15 protein-coding genes are annotated in these 18,299 nt (G+C 71.0%); 5 read left to right on the top strand and 10 right to left on the bottom strand.

What is annotated here, in order from left to right; all coding sequences use genetic code 11:
- Genes ASG73_RS10010 through lepA form a run of 3 tightly spaced genes read right to left on the bottom strand, consistent with a single transcriptional unit; the run spans position 1 to position 3,173 of the window.
- Positions 1-819, bottom strand: a complete 819-nt coding sequence (locus tag ASG73_RS10010) for an AraC family transcriptional regulator (protein ID WP_055994100.1) — start codon at positions 817-819, stop codon at positions 1-3.
- 21 nt (positions 820-840) lie between these two features.
- Positions 841-1,320: an SRPBCC family protein gene (locus ASG73_RS10005; RefSeq protein ID WP_082567133.1), complete on the bottom strand. Its 480-nt coding sequence runs from the start codon at positions 1,318-1,320 to the stop codon at positions 841-843.
- Positions 1,317-3,173 (bottom strand): translation elongation factor 4, encoded by a 1,857-nt coding sequence (gene lepA, locus ASG73_RS10000; RefSeq protein WP_055994098.1) that lies wholly within the window; start codon positions 3,171-3,173, stop codon positions 1,317-1,319. Before lepA ends, ASG73_RS10005 begins: the two co-directional genes overlap by 4 nt.
- 124 nt (positions 3,174-3,297) lie before the next feature.
- Here lepA and ASG73_RS09995 point away from each other — a divergent pair, with 124 nt between their 5' ends.
- Positions 3,298-3,738 (top strand): type II toxin-antitoxin system PemK/MazF family toxin, encoded by a 441-nt coding sequence (locus ASG73_RS09995; protein WP_055994612.1) that lies wholly within the window; start codon positions 3,298-3,300, stop codon positions 3,736-3,738.
- A gap of 101 nt (positions 3,739-3,839) precedes the next feature.
- Here the strand turns inward: ASG73_RS09995 and rpsT are convergent, their stop codons facing one another.
- The 4 genes from rpsT to ASG73_RS09975 form a co-directional block, all read right to left on the bottom strand.
- Positions 3,840-4,100, bottom strand: a complete 261-nt coding sequence (gene rpsT / locus ASG73_RS09990; RefSeq protein ID WP_055994097.1) for a 30S ribosomal protein S20 — start codon at positions 4,098-4,100, stop codon at positions 3,840-3,842.
- A 199-nt stretch (positions 4,101-4,299) separates the two neighbouring features.
- Positions 4,300-5,256, bottom strand: coding sequence for a DNA polymerase III subunit delta (holA, locus tag ASG73_RS09985; protein ID WP_055994094.1), 957 nt, complete (start codon positions 5,254-5,256; stop codon positions 4,300-4,302).
- Positions 5,253-6,227 carry an aldo/keto reductase gene (locus ASG73_RS09980; protein ID WP_055994609.1) on the bottom strand — a complete coding sequence of 325 codons (975 nt, stop codon included), beginning with the start codon at positions 6,225-6,227 and terminating at the stop codon, positions 5,253-5,255. Before ASG73_RS09980 ends, holA begins: the two co-directional genes overlap by 4 nt.
- A 9-nt stretch (positions 6,228-6,236) precedes the next feature.
- On the bottom strand, positions 6,237-8,459 hold the full coding sequence (locus ASG73_RS09975) for an ATP-dependent DNA helicase (protein WP_055994092.1): 2,223 nt from the start codon (positions 8,457-8,459) through the stop codon (positions 6,237-6,239).
- Positions 8,460-8,961: 502 nt separating this feature from the next.
- Between ASG73_RS09975 and ASG73_RS09970 the strand changes: the two genes are divergently transcribed.
- Genes ASG73_RS09970 through ASG73_RS09960 form a run of 3 tightly spaced genes read left to right on the top strand, consistent with a single transcriptional unit; the run spans position 8,962 to position 12,874 of the window.
- A complete protein-coding gene (locus tag ASG73_RS09970) occupies positions 8,962-11,031 on the top strand; it encodes an MMPL family transporter (RefSeq protein WP_235499408.1) in 2,070 nt (689 codons plus the stop codon).
- The gene (locus tag ASG73_RS09965) at positions 11,028-12,245 is read left to right on the top strand and encodes a sensor histidine kinase (protein WP_055994603.1); all 1,218 of its coding nucleotides are present in this window, start codon (positions 11,028-11,030) and stop codon (positions 12,243-12,245) included. Before ASG73_RS09970 ends, ASG73_RS09965 begins: the two co-directional genes overlap by 4 nt.
- Complete coding sequence (locus ASG73_RS09960) at positions 12,242-12,874, top strand: response regulator (RefSeq protein WP_055994090.1); 633 nt, start codon at positions 12,242-12,244, stop codon at positions 12,872-12,874. Before ASG73_RS09965 ends, ASG73_RS09960 begins: the two co-directional genes overlap by 4 nt.
- A 3-nt stretch (positions 12,875-12,877) precedes the next feature.
- Here the strand turns inward: ASG73_RS09960 and ASG73_RS09955 are convergent, their stop codons facing one another.
- From ASG73_RS09955 to ASG73_RS09945, 3 genes are read right to left on the bottom strand one after another with little or no spacing between them, the layout of a single operon-like run.
- Entirely contained in the window at positions 12,878-15,595 is a 2,718-nt protein-coding gene (locus tag ASG73_RS09955) for an MGH1-like glycoside hydrolase domain-containing protein (RefSeq protein ID WP_055994088.1), read from the bottom strand.
- Positions 15,596-15,635: 40 nt separating this feature from the next.
- A complete protein-coding gene (locus tag ASG73_RS09950; RefSeq protein ID WP_055994085.1) occupies positions 15,636-16,310 on the bottom strand; it encodes a response regulator transcription factor in 675 nt (224 codons plus the stop codon).
- A complete protein-coding gene (locus ASG73_RS09945) occupies positions 16,307-17,836 on the bottom strand; it encodes a sensor histidine kinase (protein WP_235499426.1) in 1,530 nt (509 codons plus the stop codon). The genes ASG73_RS09950 and ASG73_RS09945 overlap by 4 nt, the downstream gene beginning before the upstream one ends.
- A gap of 50 nt (positions 17,837-17,886) precedes the next feature.
- Here ASG73_RS09945 and ASG73_RS09940 point away from each other — a divergent pair, with 50 nt between their 5' ends.
- Complete coding sequence (locus tag ASG73_RS09940) at positions 17,887-18,294, top strand: hypothetical protein (RefSeq protein ID WP_055994083.1); 408 nt, start codon at positions 17,887-17,889, stop codon at positions 18,292-18,294.
- Positions 18,295-18,299 lie beyond the last annotated feature (5 nt).

The following is an 18,299-nucleotide window of genomic DNA, read 5'->3' as shown; positions in this document are numbered from 1 at the left end:
TCAGGATGGCGCGCGGGCAGCGGTCGCGTCTTGGACGAATGCGATCTCGTCGTCGTGGATCCACCGCGTGGGCGAGGTCCCGGCGAAGGCCAGCCAGTCGCGGTTGAGGTGGCTCTGGTCCACGAAGCCGCAGGCCGACGCGACCTCGGCGAGGGACCGGCCCTGACCGATCAGCCGCCGGCTCTCCTGGAACCTCATCACCCGGGCGGTGGTCTTGGGCGAGTGGCCGAACTCGTGGCGGAACTGCGTGCCCAGATGCCTCGTGGACCAGCCGACCTCGGCGGCGATCACCTGGATCGGCACCTGCCCATGGCTGCGGCGCAGCAGGCGCCATGCGTGCTCCACCTCGGGGCGCGGTTGCCGCGTCGCCTCACGGTGGGCGAAGAGCGCCTCGACGACGAGCGCAAACCGGGAGTTCCACCCTTCGCTCTCGGACAGCCGCTCGTGCAGCCGCCGGGCGCTCGGCCCGACGACGAGATCGAGGTCGACGCAGGTGCCGGCGAGCTCACCCGCGGGCCCGCCGAGGAGCAGGGCGGCACCGGCCGGGGTGAGGTCGAGCTGGACCCCGTGCTGGCTCCCGTCGTGGCGGATCAGCGCCGGCCCGGTGTGCAGCCCGGCGATCACCGCGTCGTGGCAGCCTGCACGCCCGTCGGCGCCGACGAGGTCGAGCGGGGCGTCGAGGGAGAGCACGAGCGTGATCGTGTCGGAGGGCATCCCGATGTGCGTTCCCGGCCGAGCGCCCGTGATCCGGTACCCGACCATCGACTCGACGAAGGGGGTCAGGCCACCGGGGAGGGATGCCTCGGCGAAGGAGTCCACACCTCGACGGTACTGCCGCAGCTACTCGACGATGGCCTTGATCGCCGCGAGGGTCTGCGGGATGCCCGCGTGCGCCTGCGCGGTGCGAGAGGCGATCTCGGCGTCGGCCTGCTCCCCGAACTTGTCGTGGAACATCGCTCTCCCGGCCGGCAGGAAGTGCCACGTCTCGGTCAGCTCGGTGCCGCCGTCGACCGGGGTCAGCAGGTAGCTCCACCGGACGAACCCGTCGCCGACGACCCAGGCGAACTCGCGGCCACGCTCGGCCGCGACCACGTGGGAGCGGGTCGTCCACGACCGCTCGGGCGTGACGTTGTGCCCGGTGAAGGTGGCCCCCACCCGGCCGGCCTGCTCGGCGTCGTCCCACTCGCACGACGCGCAGATCGGGCTCCACTCACCCGTACGCGTGACATCCGCGACCACGTCGTAGAGCGCCTCGGGCTCCAGGGACACCCGGATCGACTCGCTGTGGCTGGTACCGGTCGTGGCGTCGCACGCGGTCACTTCTTGGCCTTGTCCACGGCACCCTCGTCGGACGAGAGAGCAGCGATGAAGGCCTCCTGCGGGACCTCGACGGTGCCGATGTTCTTCATCCGCTTCTTGCCCTCCTTCTGCTTCTCGAGCAGCTTGCGCTTGCGGGAGATGTCACCGCCGTAGCACTTCGCCAGCACGTCCTTGCGGATGGCGCGGATGGTCTCGCGGGCGATGATCCGGGCGCCGATGGCGGCCTGGATCGGCACCTCGAACTGCTGTCTCGGGATGAGCTCCTTGAGCTTGCCAGCCATCATGTTGCCGTAGGCATAGGCCCGATCCTTGTGGACGACCGCGCTGAAGGCGTCGACGGCCTCGCCCTGCAGGAGGATGTCGACCTTGACCAGGTCGGCGATCTGGTCACCGGACTCCTGGTAGTCGAGCGAGGCATAGCCGCGCGTCTTGGACTTCAGCTGGTCGAAGAAGCCGAAGACGATCTCGGCGAGCGGCAGCGTGTAGCGCAGCTCGACCCGGTCCTCGGACAGGTAGTCCATGCCGCCGAGCTGACCGCGCTTGGACTGGCACAGCTCCATGATCGCGCCGATGAACTCGCTCGGCGCGAGGATCGTGGCCTTGACGACCGGCTCACGCACCTCGGAGACCTTGCCGTAGGGGAACTCGCTGGGGTTGGTCACGATGATCTCGGAGCCGTCGTCCATCGTGACCTCGTAGACCACATTGGGCTGGGTCGAGATGAGGTCGAGGTTGAACTCGCGCTCGAGCCGCTCGCGCACGATCTCGAGGTGCAGCAGACCCAGGAAGCCGCAGCGGAAGCCGAACCCGAGAGCGACGGAGGTCTCCGGCTCGTAGACCAGGGCAGCATCGTTGAGCTTGAGCTTGTCGAGGGCGTCACGCAGGGTCGGGTAGTCGCTGCCGTCGAGCGGGTAGAGCCCCGAGAAGACCATCGGGTTGGGGTCCTTGTAGCCACCGATGGCCGAGCTCGCAGGCTTGCCGGCGTTGGTGACGGTGTCACCGACCTTGGACTGACGCACGTCCTTGACGCCCGTGATGAGGTACCCGACCTCGCCGACGCCAAGTCCCTTGCTCGCGTGCATCTCCGGGGAGCTGACCCCGATCTCGAGGAGCTCGTGGGTCGCCCGCGTCGACATCATGACGATCTTCTCGCGGGGGTTGAGGTCGCCGTCGACGACCCGCACATAGGTGACGACGCCGCGGTAGTTGTCGTAGACGGAGTCGAAGATCATCGCTCGGGCGGGCGCATCGGGGTCGCCGACCGGGGGCGGCAGCTTGGCGACGATCTCGTCGATGAGCTCCTCGACCCCGTCGCCCGTCTTGCCGCTGACCCGTAGGACGTCCTCGGGCTCGCACCCGATGAGCCCGGCGATCTCCTCGGCGTACTTCTCCGGCTGGGCGGCCGGCAGGTCGATCTTGTTGAGCACCGGGATGATCGTCAGGTTGTTCTCCATCGCCAGGTAGAGGTTGGCGAGGGTCTGTGCCTCGATCCCCTGCGCGGCGTCGACGAGCAGGACGGCGCCCTCGCACGCGGCGAGCGACCGGGAGACCTCGTAGGTGAAGTCGACGTGCCCCGGGGTGTCGATCATGTTGAGGCAGAAGGTCTCACCGTTCTGCTCCCACGGGATCCGCACGGCCTGGGACTTGATGGTGATGCCGCGCTCACGCTCGATGTCCATGCGGTCGAGGTACTGCGCGCGCATCGCCCGCGCCTCGACGACACCGGTGATCTGGAGCATCCGGTCGGCGAGCGTGGACTTGCCGTGGTCGATGTGCGCGATGATGCAGAAGTTGCGGATCCGCTCCGGTGGAGTCGCATTGGGCTGGAGGGCCTCACGGGCCTGGGGTGACACGGGTGGCGGACCTCGGGGTTCGACGGGACAGGGCTCGACCCATCCTCCCATGCGGAGGCGTCGGCCCGGAATCCTCGCCCCGCACCGGGCCGAGGCGCCCCCTCACGTGGTTAGCGTGGTCGACATGAGCGACTATCCCGGCGACTTCACCGGCACCCCTGAGCTGCAGTGGGCCCCGACGCCCGACGACCCGGCGCCGTCACCCGGCGAGGTCGTGTGGGCCTGGGTTCCCTACGAGGAGGACCACGGCCAGGGCAAGGACCGGCCGGTCCTGCTCGTCGGACGGGACGGCGACTGGCTCTTGGCCCTGCAGCTGAGCAGCTCCGACCACGACCTCGACGAGGAGCAGGAGACCTCCGTGGGCCGCCAGTGGATCGACGTCGGCGCGGGGGCCTGGGACAGCAAGGGCCGCCGCAGCGAGGCCCGGGTCAACCGGGTGCTGAGGGTCGACCCCTCAGCGGTGCGCCGTGCCGGTGCGGTCCTCGACGAGCAGATCTTCGCTGCGGTCGCGGAAGCCGTGCGAGCGGTAGCGCAGGGCCGGGACTACGACGACGACCCCGTGTGACCGCTCGACCTCAAGGGGATGCGCATCCCTCACGGCATGACGAAGGGGGTCGGTCACCGTGATGGTGACCGACCCCCTTCGAGGTCCAGCTGGCGGTCAGCTCAGAGAGCGTTGACGCGCTTGGCCAGACGCGACTTCTTGTTGGCCGCCTGGTTGGCGTGCAGGACGCCCTTGGTGACGGCCTTGTCCAGCTTGGCGCTCGCGGTGACGAGCGCGGCCTTGGCCGCCTCGGCGTCACCGGCGTCGATGGCCGTGCGGACCTTGCGGATCCACGTACGCAGCTCGGACTTGGCGGCGCGGTTGCGCTCGGTCCGGGCGGCGTTGGTCTTGACGCGCTTGATCTGGGACTTGATGTTTGCCACAGGAATGTCTCTCTTGGTCGTCGAAAATTTTGCCGTTAGAGGGCGGCAAGGCGGCTCGGGACCGGCGTGGGGATACCGTGGGAGAGTCGCCCTGGATGCTGCTTGCGATGCGCGCACGACCATGCGCGCACGCGAAGGTTCAATCTAGCAGCGGTGGGGCACCCCGGCCAAAACCATGGCTTGCTGGTGACGCTCGGCGTCAGCCACCGTTGCGCTCTCGCGTGATCGTCAGGACGGCCTTCTCCACGGCGTAGACGGGGTCGCGCCCGCCCCCCTTGACCTCGAAGTCGGCAGCCGCGACCGCTTGGATGCTGCGTCCGAGGGCGTCCCCGCCCCATCCCTGGAGCGAGCGCCGCGCCTTGTCCACCTGCCAGGGCGCCATGCCGAGCTCTCGGGCGAGGTCGGCGCTGCGGCCGCGCCCCGCTCCCCCGACCCTCGCCAGCTGCCGCAGCTGCTGGGCCAGGACGGCGACGATGGGCACCGGGTCGACACCGACATTGACCGCGTGCCGCAGCAGGCGCAGCGCCTCACCGGTCTGACCGGCAACGGCGGCATCGGCGACCTTGAAGCCGGTCGCCTCGACGCGACCACCGTGGTAGCGCTCGACGACATCGGCGTCGATCACACCCGTCGTGTCGTCAACGAGCTGCTGGCAGGCCGAGGCGAGCTCGCGCACGTCCTTGCCCACGGCCTCGACGAGCGCCTGGATCGCTTCGGGCGCCGCCTTGCGGCGGGCCCGTCGGAACTCGTTGGAGACGAAGTCCGCCTTGTCGCGATCGCTCTTGATGGCTGGCGCCTCGATGACCCGGGCCCCACCCTTCTTGAGGGTGTCGAGCACCTTCTTGCCCTTGTTGCCCGAGGCATGGGTGACGACCAGCGTCACCGAGTCCGCGGGGTCGGCGAGGTAGTCCAGCAGGTCGACCTGCAGCGCGTCGGGCGCCTGGTGCAGGTCACGCACGACGAGCAGCTTGTCCTCACCGAAGAGGGAGGGGCTCGCGTGGACCATCAGCTCGCCCTCCTCGTAGCCCTCGGCCCGCAGGGTGATGACCTCGAGGTCGGGCGCGGTGACGCGCACGTCAGCGATGACCTGATCGATGGCCCGGTCGGCGAGGACGGCCTCGGGTCCCTGCACGAGGACGAGCGGAGGAGTGCTCAAAAGAGCGCGACCTTGGGCACCGACGGGAAGATCTCCTCGAGCGCTGCCTCGTCCTGTGCGCTCGGCACCCAGCTCACGGCCGCCGCGTTCTGCTGGATCTGCTCCGGGCTGGTGGCTCCGGCGATGACGCTGCTGACGCTCGGGCGAGAGGCGAGCCACGAGAAGGCGACCTCGAGCTCGGTGAGATCCCGCTCGCGGGCGAAGTCACCGAAGGCCCCCAGCTGGTCGAGGTCGGCCTGCTCCAGCATGTACTGACGGGAGTGTGTGAAGCGACTGCCCTCGGGGGCCTTGCCCGAGGAGTACTTGCCGGTGAGCAGCCCGCTCGCGAGCGGGAAGTACGGCAGCACGCCCAGCCCGTAGGCCTCAGCGGCCGGCGTGACCTCGAGCTCGGCCCGACGGTCGAGGAGGTTGTAGTGGTTCTGGCTCGCGATGAAGCGGGCGCCACCGCGGGCGCGGGCGACGAACTCGGCCTCGGCGATCTGCCAACCCGCCCGGTTGGAGTGACCGATGTAGCGCACCTTGCCTGCGCGGACGAGGTCGTCGAGCGCGTCGAGGGTCTCGTCGATCGGCGTCAGCGGGTCGGGCGAGTGGAACTGGTAGAGGTCGATGTGGTCGGTGCCCAGGCGCCGCAGCGAGGCCTCGACAGCGGTCGTGATGTAGCGGCGCGAGCCACGGGACCCGAAGTCGACGCCGTTGGCTCCCCGAACGTCCATGCCGAACTTGGTCGCCAGCACGATCTCGTCCCGACGGCGGCCCAGTGCCTTGCCGAGCATCGTCTCGGACAGCCCCGGCTCCGCGCCGTAGGTGTCGGCGACGTCGAAGAGGGTGATCCCGGCATCGAGCGCCGCGTGCACGACGGCGTCGGTCCCTGCCTGGGTCTGCGTGACCGCACCGTTGCGGCCGAGGTTGTTGCACCCCAGCCCCACGACGGAGACGGACAGACCAGAGCGACCGAGGCGACGGAGTTCCATGACCACAGGCTAGCCGTGGGTCGGGACAACCAGGCCGAGCGTCTTGGCCCTGGCCACGACCGCGGACTCGACGCGGTGCAGGGACGCAGCCAGCTCCTCCAGCGGCAGGCCGAGCTCGGCGCCGTCGCGCAGCTCGTCGTCGTCCTGGGCGGACCAGCCCTCGCCCTTGACCACGGCCGTGCGCACGCTGTCGGCCGTGCCGGGATCAGCGACCTTGCCGGTGAGCCCGCGCTTGACCGGGTCGGCGACCGGCAGGACCTCGGGTGCGATCTCGTCGAGCCGGCGCAGGGCACCGAGGACGAGGTCACGGTCGGTCGTCGGCCAGAAGGGAGGAAGGGAGCGTTGCAGGAAGCCCGCGTAGCGCGCCTTGATCATCCGGTTGTCGAGGAAGGCGACCACGCCCCTGTCGTCACCGCGCCGGATGAGCCGTCCCGCGCCCTGCGCCAGGCGCAGCGCGGCATGCGTCGCCGAGACCGCCATGAAGCCGTTGCCACCGCGCCGGGCGATCTCCTGGGTGCGCGCGGAGGACAGCGGGTCGTCCGGTCGGGGGAAGGGGATGCGGTCGATGAGCACGAGCTGACAGCTGCTGCCGGGCACGTCGACGCCCTGCCACAGGGTGAGCGTGCCGAAGAGGATCGTCTTGGGGTCCCGCGCGAAGTTGCGCACGAGGGTGCCGATCATGTCCTCGCCCTGGCACAGGACGGTGTAGTCGTCATCGAGCCGCTCGCGCATCGCCTCGGAGGCCTCCTTGGCCGCGCGCATGGACGAGAAGAGCCCGAGGGTGCGCCCGCCGGCTGCCCGGACGAGCGCCTCGATCTCGTCGAGGGTCTGCGACGCGAGCCCGTCCCGGCCGGGCGCGGGCAGGTGCTCCGCGACATACGCGATGCCCTGCTGCTGGTAGTCGAAGGGGGACCCGACGTCGAGACCGGTCCACTCCGGTGCGCCCGGCCCGCGCAGGCCGAGGGTGCCGGCGACGGCGTCGAAGGTGCCCCCCAGCTCCAGCGTCGCGGAGGTGAGGATGACCGTGCGGTCGCGCACCGCCTCGTCCTCGTCCGTGGCCCCGGTGCCGAAGATCCGCTCCCGCATCCGCATGGCCACGCTCATGGGCGCCACCCGTAGCAGCGGCCCCCGGCGCATGTCCCGGCTGACCCAGATGACGTCGAGCTCGTGCTCCTGGAGCATCCGACCCGCTGTCTCGTGGACCTCGTCCACCGAGGCGAGCGCGATCTGGCGGGAGCCGTCGACCTGCTCCCCCTTGGGCGGCTTCATCTCGGTGAGCAGGTTGCGGCTGACATCCCGGCAGCGTCCGAGGACCGCGGCGAGGGCATCGGGGATGCCGGTGGTCAGGCGCCCCTCGGGCGCCTCCTCCAGCACGGCCTCGAGGTCCGTGGCGAGGTCGTCGAGAGCCTCGGAGGACTCGGCGAACTTGCGCGCTCGCTTGGCCGCGGACCGCACGCCACCGGGGGTGAGCTCGTCGGTGACCGTCGAGGTCACCCGGTCGACCAGTTCGTGGGCCTCGTCGATGACGAGCACGTCGTGGTCGGGGAGCATCGGGCGCCCCTCGAAGGCGTCGATGGCCATGAAGGAGTGGTTGGTGACGATGACGTCGACATCCTTGGCCGCCTCGCGGGAGCGCTCGACGAAGCACTCGCCGACCATCGGGCACTTGGAGCCGAGGCACTCCTGGGCGGAGACGGAGACCTGGCGCCAGGCCTTCTCCGAGACACCGGGCACGAGCTCGTCGCGGTCGCCGGACTCGGTCTCGCCGGCCCACTCGCGGACCCGCACGACCTCCTTGCCGAGCCAGCCGGCCTGCGCGTCGGCCTCGCCGACGTCGAAGAGTCCGTCCTCGTCGTCGGGGAAGCCGCCGTCGGTCTTGTGCTTGCAGACGTAGTTGCGGCGGCCCTTGACGATCGCGTAGGTCGGCCGACGCTTCAGGTGGCCCGCCAGGGAGTCCGCGAGCCGGGGCATGTCACGGTCGACGATCTGACCCTGCAGGGCAAGGGTCGCCGTCGCGACCACGGCGGGCTTGCCGACCCGCTGGGCGTGCTCGACGGCGGGCACGAGGTAGGCCAGCGACTTGCCGGTGCCGGTGCCGGCCTGGACAAGCAGGTGCTCCTGCGTGTCGATGGCCCGGGCGACGGCCAGGGCCATCTCGACCTGACCCTCACGGGTGGAGCCACCGACTCCCCCGACGGCGGCGGCAAGCAGGGATTCGACAGTCGAGGACACGCGACCACCCTAGATGGCGACGCCGACAGCCCCGACCAGCGATCCACAACCCACCCCCACGACGACGAAGGACTTCGGCAGCGCGCCGGCCGTCCTCGTCGGGCGCGGGGGGTGCGGGCGACCCCCTTCGCCCTGGGTGTGGATGCCAACTCGCCGAGGAATCGTCGGCGCGCCTACCTCCACCCGATCCTCGGTCACCGGGAGTGGACGCCGACTCGCCGAGGATTCGCCCGCGCGTTTACCTCCACCCGGGTCTAGGGGCAGCGGACGACGAGGAGGGTCGGCGCAGCATCAAGCCGAAGTCGGACACGACAACCCACCCCCACGACGACGAAGGACTTCGGCAGCGCGCCGGCCGTCCTCGTCGGAAGCGGACCCTTCGAGACGGTTGCTGCGCAACCTCCTCAGGGACCGTGGGCGGCTAGGTCAACCAAAAGATTGACCGCAGGACCAACCTCCAGCGCGATGTGCCGACACCCCCTTCGGCGATGGGATAGATGACATGACAGCGACCCTGCGCCCCCACCGTCCCGACTCACCACCTCGAGCCTCCCGACCGACCTTCGCCCAGCGCCTGACCAGCCGCCGCGGGGCGGGGATCGTGCTCCTGCTCGCCCTCGTGCTCGTCGGGCTGGCCAGCACCGTGCTCGGCTCCGCCGAGGCCCCCGCGCGTGGTGACAGCTACTCCGCCAGCGCCGAGTCGGCGCTCGTGGCCGACCAGCTGAAGTCCTTCCCGGGGAGCGACCACGCGCCGGTCCTCCTCGTCGCGACGAAGGGCGGAGCCGACCTCACCCCCGCCGACTCGTCGGCTCTCGCCCAGCTCGCCGACCAGCTCGGCGCCACCGACGCCCGCGCCCAGGTGAGCGAGGACGGTCAGGCCGCCACGGTCACCGTGCCGGTGCGGACCAGCGAGGACAGCGCCGCCAATGTCGCGACGATCACCGACCTGCGCGCCGACGTCGCCGAGCACGCACCGGCCGACCTGACGATCCAGGTCACCGGCGGGCCCGCCTTCGGCGCGGACATCGCCTCCTCCTTCGACGGCGCCAACTTCACCCTGCTCGCCGTGACCATCGGTGTCGTCGCCCTCCTGCTGCTGCTCACCTACCGCTCCCCCGTGCTGTGGCTCGTCCCGCTCGCTGTCGTCGGCATCGCCGACCAGGTCGCCGGCACCGTCACCACCGCCGTCGGTGACTGGAGCGGCCTGCCCTTCGACGCCGGGATCGTCTCGGTCCTCGTCTTCGGCGCCGGCGCCAACTACGCGCTCCTGCTGATCTCCCGTTACCGCGAGGAGCTGCACGAGCACGAGGACCACCGGGCTGCACTCGCCACCGCCTGGCGGGCCACCGTCCCCGCGATCCTCGCCAGCAATGCCACCGTCGTCCTCGCGCTGGGCACCCTGCTCCTGGCGAGCGTCCCCGGCACCCGCGGTCTCGGGCTGGCCTCCGCGGTCGGCCTGGTCATCGCCCTGCTGGCCGTCACCTTCGTGCTGCCAGCTGCTCTGGCCCTCGTCGGCCGCAAGGTCTTCTGGCCCTTCGTCCCCCGCCCCGGCGACACCCTCGACCACGAGGGCGTCTGGGCCAAGGTCGCCCGCACCGTCGTCGCGCGCCCCGCCGCCCACCTCGTCGGTGGCCTCGTCCTGCTCGCCGTCCTGGCGTCCGCTCTCTTCGGCGCCCGGGTCGGTCTGAGCCAGGCCGACTCCTTCCGCACCGCCTCCGAGTCGGCCGACGGGCTCGTCACCGTCGGCCAGCACTTCCCGGCCGGGTCGGCCGCCCCCTTCACCGTCACGACGAGCGAAGGGAGCGCCGCCGTGACGACGTCCGCCCTCGAGTCCGTGGACGGCGTCACCGCGGTCATCCCGTCAGGGACGGACGGCACCGGACTGGCCCGTCTCACCGTCATCGGCGAGCCCTCCCCCGGGACGCCTACCAGCCTCGAGCTCGCCGAGGACCTGCGGACCGCAGCCCACGCCGTCCCGGGCGCCGATGCCAAGGTCGGTGGCGGTTCCGCGCAGCTGCTCGACGCCCGCACCGCTGCCGAGAGCGACCTGCGGACCGTCGTCCCGCTCGTCCTCCTCGTGAGCTTCGCCGTCCTCGTCCTGCTGCTGCGGGCCCTGGTCGGCCCGCTGGTCCTGCTGGCGCTCAACGCGGTCAGCGCCCTGGCAGCCATCGGACTGGGCGCCTGGCTCGACGAGCACCTGCTGGGCCACGCGGCGCTCGACGTGCAGGTCCCGCTCGTGGCCTTCCTCTTCCTCGTGGCCCTGGGGATCGACTACACGATCTTCCTCATGCACCGCGCCAAGGCGGAGTCCGCCGAGCACGGGACCCGCGAAGGTGTCGCCCGCGCCGTGGCCCGCACCGGTGGCGTCATCACGAGCGCAGGGATCGTCCTCGCGGCCGTCTTCGCCGCCCTCGGGGTCCTGCCCCTGGTCGTCCTGGGCCAGCTCGGTCTCATCGTGGGGCTCGGTGTCCTGCTCGACACCCTCCTCGTGCGCACCGTCGTCGTCCCCGCCGCGACGGCCCTCCTCGGCGACCGCTTCTGGTGGCCGGGCCGGGTAGCGTCACGTCGGTGAGCGAGACCACCGACCGGACGGGGACCAGCCGTTGGCTGCGTCTGGGCCAGCACGCCCTCCTCGGCGTGCTGGCCCTCGTCTGCGGGCTGCGCGCGATCGCCGACGGCGCGCACCCGCTCGCCGAGATCGGCGCGCTCGCCGTCTTCGTCGGCTGGTACGCCGTCGGGCCGCGACTGGCGAGGCAGGGTCGCGACGGCACGGTCTGGTTCGTCGGGCTGGCCCTGCTGTGGGCGGTCCTCGTCCTCGTCTCTCCGGAGAACGTGTGGCTCGCCTTCCCCCTCTGGCTGCTCGCCGGCCACGTCCTGCCCCTCCTGCCCGCGGTGATCGTCTCCCTGGTCGTCTTCGTCGTCGTGGCCCTGGAGCCGGTGCGGCACACCGGCGAGGCCACCTTCGCCGCGATCATCGGCCCCTTCATCGGCATGGTCGTGGCACTCGGCGTCGCCAAGGCCCAGCAGGCGCTCGTACGTGACGGCATCGAGCGTCAGCGACTGATCACCTCGCTCTACGCGGCGCAGGAGGAGTCCGCGGCACTGACCGACGAGCTCGCCCGGGTGCAGCGCGCCGAGGGTGCCTCGAGCGAGCGCACGCGCCTGTCCCGCGACATCCACGACGGCATCGCCCAGGGCTTCTCCTCGATCCTGCTGCTCGCTCGCGCCGCGCTGGCCGAGCAGGACCCCGACCGGCTGCGCGAGATCCTGCGCCATGTCGAGTCGGGGGCCGCCGCAGGCCTCGAGGAGTCTCGGCGGGTCGTCGGCGCCCTCGCTCCCGCCGACCTGGACGAAGGGAGCCTCACCGGCGCCGTCCGTCGGGTGACCGAGCGCTTCGCCCAGGAGTCCGGAGTCGCCGCTCGGGTCGTCGTCACCGGGCCGCTCACCTGCCTTCCCACCACCGCCGAGGTCACCCTGCTGCGCTGTGTGCAGGGCGCCCTCGCCAATGTCCGTACCCACGCCGACGCCGAGCAGGTCGTCGTCAGCATCGACGAGACGCAGGACTCGGTGCGCGTCGACGTCGTCGACGACGGCCGCGGCTTCGACACCGACCTCTGGACGTCCACGCCATCCGGCTCCCCCAGCGACGGCGGCTACGGCCTGCGCGCCACCCGGGCACGTCTGCGCGAGCTCGGTGGCGGGCTGGCCATCGAGTCCGCCCCCGGAGAAGGAACTGCACTGTCGGCGTGGATCCCGTTGTCGCACAACGCCAAGGAGCACCCATGAGCACCAGCACCGTCAGTGTCGTCGTCGTCGAGGACCACCCGGTCACCCGGATGGGCATCGTCGCCCTGCTCGGCCAGGACGAGCGCCTGTCCGTCGTCGGTCAGGCCGGTACCGGCGAGGACGCCCTCACGCTCGTCGAGGCCGAGCGCCCCGATGTCGTCGTCACCGACCTGCGCCTGGGTGACGGGATGGACGGTGTCGGCGTGACGAGCGCAGTGCGTGCCCGCCGAGGCGCCCCGGCCGTGCTCGTCCTGACCACCTACGACACCGACCGCGACATCGTCCGGGCGGTCGAAGCCGGTGCTGCCGGCTATCTGCTCAAGGACGCCGACCCGGCCGACATCGTCGGGGCCGTCGTCGCGGCAGCGCGTGGGGAGTCCGTCCTCTCCCCTGCCCTGGCCCAGCGGGTCGTCGCCCGGATGGGCCGGCAGCAGGCAGACCTGTCGGCCCGCGAGGTCGAGATCCTCGCCGCCGTCGCGCAGGGACTGGGCAACCGCGAGATCGCCCGCACGCTCTTCATCTCCGAGGCGACGGTCAAGACCCACCTCGTGCACGTCTTCACCAAGCTCGACGTCGACTCGCGCACGGCCGCGGTCGCCCGCGCCCGCGAGGACGGTCTGCTCGGCTGACGCTCAGCCCACCGCGCCGCGGCTGCGCTCCCTGTGGACATCGCGTCGGCTCGTGCAGACGAGGTGGGCCACCATCCCGGTCCAGCCGAGCTGGTGCGAGGCGCCGAGCCCGCGCCCGGTGTCACCGTGGAAGTACTCCGAGAAGGTCGGGTGCGCCCTGCCCCAGAGGTCACCGGTCGGCACATGGATCGGGTCAGCCGGACGGCGGCCGTCCTCCCCGACCCTGAAGAGGGCGACGAGCCGGTCCTCGAGCTCGAGGGCCACCTCGCGCAGCGCGATCCTGCGGCCCGACCCCGTGGGCATCTCCACGGTGAGCTCCTCGTGCGCGTCGACCGCGTGGGTGCGCAGCGCATCGGTGAGCAGGACGTTGACCGGGAACCACACCGGCCCACGCCAGTTGGAGTTGCCGCCGAACATCCCGGTGTCGGACTCGCCCGGCACATATCGCAACGACAGGTCACGGCCGTCGAGGGCCACGTGCACGCCGTCACGGTGCCCGGCCGACAGGCTGCGCACGCCGTGCGGCGAGAGGAACTCGCCCTCGTCCAGGAGCCGGGAGAGCAGTCGCTCCAGCCGTGCCCGGTCGACGAGGGCCAAGGTGGTGTCCTGCTCGTTGCCCCGGCTCACCTGCAGGAGCGCGTCGGTCAGGTCCGGCCGGTGCCTGCGCAGCCACGCCAGGCGGGAGCTGAAGTCGGTCAGCTCCTGCGGCACCCAGTCCGGCTCGTTGGCCACGGCCATCAGCGGCAGCAGCCCGACCATCGAGCGCACCCGGATCGGGGTGGCACCGCCGTCGGCGTCGACGACCACGTCGTAGAAGAAGCCGTCCTCCTCGTCCCACAGGTGCACGTCGTCGGTGCCGAAGTGCTCCACCGCCTCGGCGATGTGCAGGAAGTGCTCGAGGAACTTGGTCGCGACCTCGTCCCAGGCGTGGTCGGTGCGGGCCAGCTCCCACGCGATGCGCAGCATGTTGAGGCAGAAGAAGGCCATCCAGCTCGTCGCGTCGGACTGCTCCAGGCGCTGTCCGTCCGGCAGCGGCTCCGACCGGTCGAAGGGCCCGATGTTGTCCATCCCGAGGAAGCCCCCCTCGAAGAGGTAGGAGCCGTCGGAGTCCTTGCGGTTGACCCACCAGCCGAAGTTGAGCATGAGCTTGGTGAAGATCCGCACGAGGAAACCCGGGTCATGCGCACCCTCGAGGGCGTAGACCTGCCAAGCGGCCCACGCGTGGACGGGTGGGTTGACGTCGGAGAAGTTCCACTCGTAGGCGGCCATCTGCCCGTTGGGGTGCATCGCCCACTCACGGCACAGCAGGACCAGCTGCTCCTTGGCGAAGGCCGGGTCCATGTGCGCCATCCCCACCGCGTGGAAGGCGGAGTCCCATGTCGCGAACCACGGGTACTCCCACTCGTCGGGCATCGAGATGACATCGGCGAGCGCGAGGTGCGTCCAGTCGGTGTTGCGCCCCGCCGGCTGCGGGGCCAGGCGGGACTGCGGCGTGGGAGGTTGCGCCGGGTCGCCCTCGAGCCAATCCCGCACGTCGTAGCGGTAGACCTGCTTGCACCAGTTGAGCCCGGCGAAGGCGCGTCGCGCGATGAAGCGGTCCTCCTCGCTCGCGTGCTCGGGAATCACCGCGGCATAGAACTCGTCGGCCTCGCCGCGGCGGCCCGCGATGATCTCGTCGACCTCGGCGAAGGGGGTGGCGGCGCCCCCTTCGTCCTCGCTCACCTGCACGAGCCGCAGGCGCACCCGCACGCTCTCCCCCGGCGCGACGGCGTCGTAGTGGTAGTGCAGGGCGGCCTTGGTCGCACGGTGGTCCGGCGGCGCGAGGAGCGACCGGTCGCCGTGGACGATCGCCGCGTCGACGGCATTCTTGGGGTGCGGGGACTCGCCCTTGCCGGCGGAGCCGAAGGTCGCCTCCTCGTTGGTCTCGTTGTCGCAGAGCAGGACCTCCGGGGCGCCGTCGGCGTGCAGGACGTAGCGGCCGAGCCAGCCGTGCTCGATGACCAGACGGGTCCCCCCGCTCTCGGGCGACGCCGTGTCGCTGGTCGCGGTGATCGAGGGGCGTCGGTCATCCCGTCCCCAGGACCAGGTGTTGCGGAACCACACCTGAGGGAGCAGGTCGAGCGGCGCGGGGTCGGGGCCGTGGTTGGTCGCCTCGATCTCGATGACGACATCGCGCTCGCTCGCCTTGGCGTGCCGCGTGACGACGTCGAAGAAGCGGTCGCCCTCGAGCACCCCGGTGTCGCTCAGCTCGTACTCGTCATCCCCGTGACCGCGCTCGGCGTTGCGGGCGACGAGGTCCGCGTAGGGGAAGGCGGCGTGCGGGTACCGGTAGAGGTACTCCCCGAAGGAGTGAGTGGGGGTGGCGTCGAGGTGCCACCAGTACTCCTTGGCGTCCTCACCATGGTTGCCCTGCGGCCCGCTCAGGCCGAAGAGCCGCTCCTTGAGCCGGTCGTCGTGGCCGTTCCACATCGCCGTGGCCAGGGTGAGGAAGCCGTAGCGGTCGGTGAGCCCGGCGATGCCGTCCTCGCCCCAGCGGTAGGCCCGGGTGTGGGCCTGGTCGAAGGGGAAGTGGGTCCAGGCGTCCCCGTCGGGGCTGTAGTCCTCGCGGACCGTCCCCCACTGGCGGCCGGCGACATAGGGACCCCACAGGCGCCAGGCGTCATCGGTGCCGGGTGCCTCGGCGAGTCGGTGGTGCTCTGCGGTCTGCTGCGCGTCACTCACGAGGCCACGGTGCCACAGCCGCCGGGGGTCGTGGGCAGGATCAGCCGGTGAGCGGACGCAGGCGGTAGCCCACGCCGCGCACGGTGAGGATCCGGTCGGCCCCGATCTTGGAGCGCAGGCTGCGCACGAAGACGTCGACGACATTGGACCCGGGGTCGAAGTCCATGTCCCACACCATGCCGAGCAGCTGCTCGCGCGAGAGGACCTGGTCGGCATGCTCGACGAAGGCCTCCAGCAGGGCGAACTCGCGGGCGGTGAGCTCGACCTCACGATCGGCGACCCGCGCCGACCGCCGACGGATGTCGAGACTGAGGTCCCCCACGACGAGGGCGGTGTCGTCGGCGGGGAGGGCGCCGCCCTCGCGCAACCGCAGACGCACCCGGGCGAGCAGCTCGACGAACTGGAAGGGCTTGGTCATGTAGTCGTTGGCCCCGCCCTCAAGTCCCGCGACGGTGTCGTCGACGCCGTCGCGGGCAGTGAGGATGATGACCGGAAGATCGACCCCGTCGCCGCGCAGGCGGCGCAGCACCTCGAAGCCGTCGAGTCCCGGCAGACCGACGTCCAGGACGAGCAGGTCGAAGGCACCGGTGCCCGCCAGCGCCCACGCCTGCCGACCGTCGGCCGTGATGGTCGTGCGGTGCCCGGCGGCTCGCAGGCCCTTGTCGATGAAGCTGGCGATCTCCTCGTGGTCCTCGGCGATGAGGATGCTGCTCATGGTGCCTCCTGGTCGTCCGGCTCGACGCGGCCGGTGCTGTCGTCGACGGGGACGACAAGGGTGAAGACGGCGCCCTGACCGAGGCGTCCGCCGACGTCGACCCGACCGCCGTGGCCCTCGGCGATGGCCCGAACGATGGCCAGCCCGAGACCGGCCCCGCTGTGGCGCCGACCGTCGGGCGGCTCGCCGTGCGCGAAGCGCTGGAAGATCTGCTCACGGTCGGACTCGGGGACACCTGGTCCGGTGTCCTCGATCGAGATGGTCAGGACCCGGCCGAGCCCGGGGTCGTCGGCGATGCCGGAGGACAGGGTGATCGCGTCACCGTCACCGGTGTGCTGCACCGCGTTCTGCGCGAGCTGGAGCACCGCCTGGGTGATCCGCTGCGAGTCGAGCCGGGCCGTGCCCTCGGCCACCTGGCTCACTCCCCACCGTCGATCGCCCAGCGCGGAGATCTTGGCGTCGAGCGAGACGGTGAGGAGGGCGACGTCGACGCCGTCGGTGGGGCGGATGAAGTCAGGACGCTCGGACGTGGCCAGGGCGAGCAGGTCGGTGACGATCCGCCCCATGCGGTCCAGCTCCTGGGTGACGATGCGCAGGGTGGCCTCCCGGGACGCGGGGTCGTCGTCCATCAGCTCGAGGTGGCCGCGGATCACCGTGATCGGCGTACGCAGCTCGTGCCCGGCGTCGTCGACGAAGCGCTGCTCCGCGCGGAAGGCCTCCTCGAGGCGGTCGAGCATCCGGTTGAAGGTCGAGGCGAGACCGGACACGTCGTCGTCGCCGACGTCGATGCGACGGGTGAGGTCCTGCTCGGTGATCTCCTCGGCCGCCGTCTGCACCAGGTGCACCGGTCGCAGCAGGCGGCCGGCGACGAGCCAGGAGACCACCCCGGCGAAGAGCAGCGCGAGGAGCGAGACGAGGGTCAGGGTCCGCACGATGCGGTCGGCCTCGGCACGCTCCACCTGCGTGAAGAACGCCACGAGGAGCATCGCGTCGTCGCCACCGCGCACGTCGACGACGGTGCGCGCCCACCGCATCTCGCCAGCGGGCGTGTCCGTCGTGCCGGACGTGGAGCGTTCTGCGGCCCGCACCAGATCGGTGTCACGGGTGAGGTCGTACTCCTCCAGCGAGGGCGCACCGGGTCCCCGGGAGATCGTCACGACACCCTCCTCGCCGACGTACCCGACGATCACCTCGCCGTTGCTCGGGCTCTGCCGCGACAGGTAGACCTGCAGCAGCCGCTCCGCCGAGGTGAAGGGCTTGGAGGTCTCTGGGTCCACGCCCTCCTGGGTGAAGGTGCGAAACTCCTTGATCTCCTGCGAGACATCGGCGTTGGCCCGCTCGGTCACCGACAGGCGCAGGCTCTCGCGCACGACGATGACGACGCTGAGCAGACTGACGAAGAGGACGAGCACCATCCAGCCGACGATCGTGTCCCTGGCCAGACGTGGGCGCGAGCGACGAGCCCGACCGGGGGCCGGCTCAGTCGTCGTCGCCCCCGTCGTCGTCGCCCCCGTCGTCATCATCATCGTCACCGTACGACGGAACGTGGGTCTGCGACGTCCAGGTCGGTGTACGAGTGGGTGTCCACGTGGTGCGCGGGGCCGCGGGCGGCGGTTGCGTGGTCCTCGGCGCGGTGGTCCTCGTCGAGCTCGGGGACGACGTCGGCGTGGACTTCGTGGTCACGGACTTCTTCGCCGGGGAGGTCGTCGAGGAGGTCGTCTTCGTCGGTGAGGTCTTCGTCGGTGACGGGCTCGTGGAGGTCGGCCGCGGTGACGGGGTGTCGCTGGTCAGCTGGATCGACCGTTCTTCGACGGGCGGCGGGTCCGACGGTGACGCCGCCACCCGGAACCCCAGCAGGACGAGCACGGGCACGCAGAGCATGACCGCGATGAGGACTCCGTCGCGGCCGACGCGACGGCGGGGGCTGGGCTTCATGGGCGTCACGCTAGGCAGACGGGATGAGCCGTGGGTGAGGGCTGGATGAGGAGA

It is taken from the genome of Janibacter sp. Soil728, assembly GCF_001428305.1.
Classification (GTDB): Bacteria; Actinomycetota; Actinomycetes; order Actinomycetales; family Dermatophilaceae; genus Janibacter.
Note: the sequence above shows the minus strand (reverse complement) of the source record. Positions and strands in the feature narration are given on the sequence as shown.

Excerpts from the sequence above, each read along its gene's own strand:
- ASG73_RS09945 (WP_235499426.1), bottom strand. The coding sequence starts at position 17,836 with ATGATGATGACGACGGGGGCGACGACGACGGGGGCGACGACGACTGAG.
- ASG73_RS09960 (WP_055994090.1), top strand. The coding sequence starts at position 12,242 with ATGAGCACCAGCACCGTCAGTGTCGTCGTCGTCGAGGACCACCCGGTC.
- ASG73_RS09995 (WP_055994612.1), top strand. The coding sequence starts at position 3,298 with ATGAGCGACTATCCCGGCGACTTCACCGGCACCCCTGAGCTGCAGTGG.
- ASG73_RS09950 (WP_055994085.1), bottom strand. The coding sequence starts at position 16,310 with ATGAGCAGCATCCTCATCGCCGAGGACCACGAGGAGATCGCCAGCTTC.
- ASG73_RS09980 (WP_055994609.1), bottom strand. The coding sequence starts at position 6,227 with ATGGAACTCCGTCGCCTCGGTCGCTCTGGTCTGTCCGTCTCCGTCGTG.
- ASG73_RS09970 (WP_235499408.1), top strand. The coding sequence starts at position 8,962 with ATGACAGCGACCCTGCGCCCCCACCGTCCCGACTCACCACCTCGAGCC.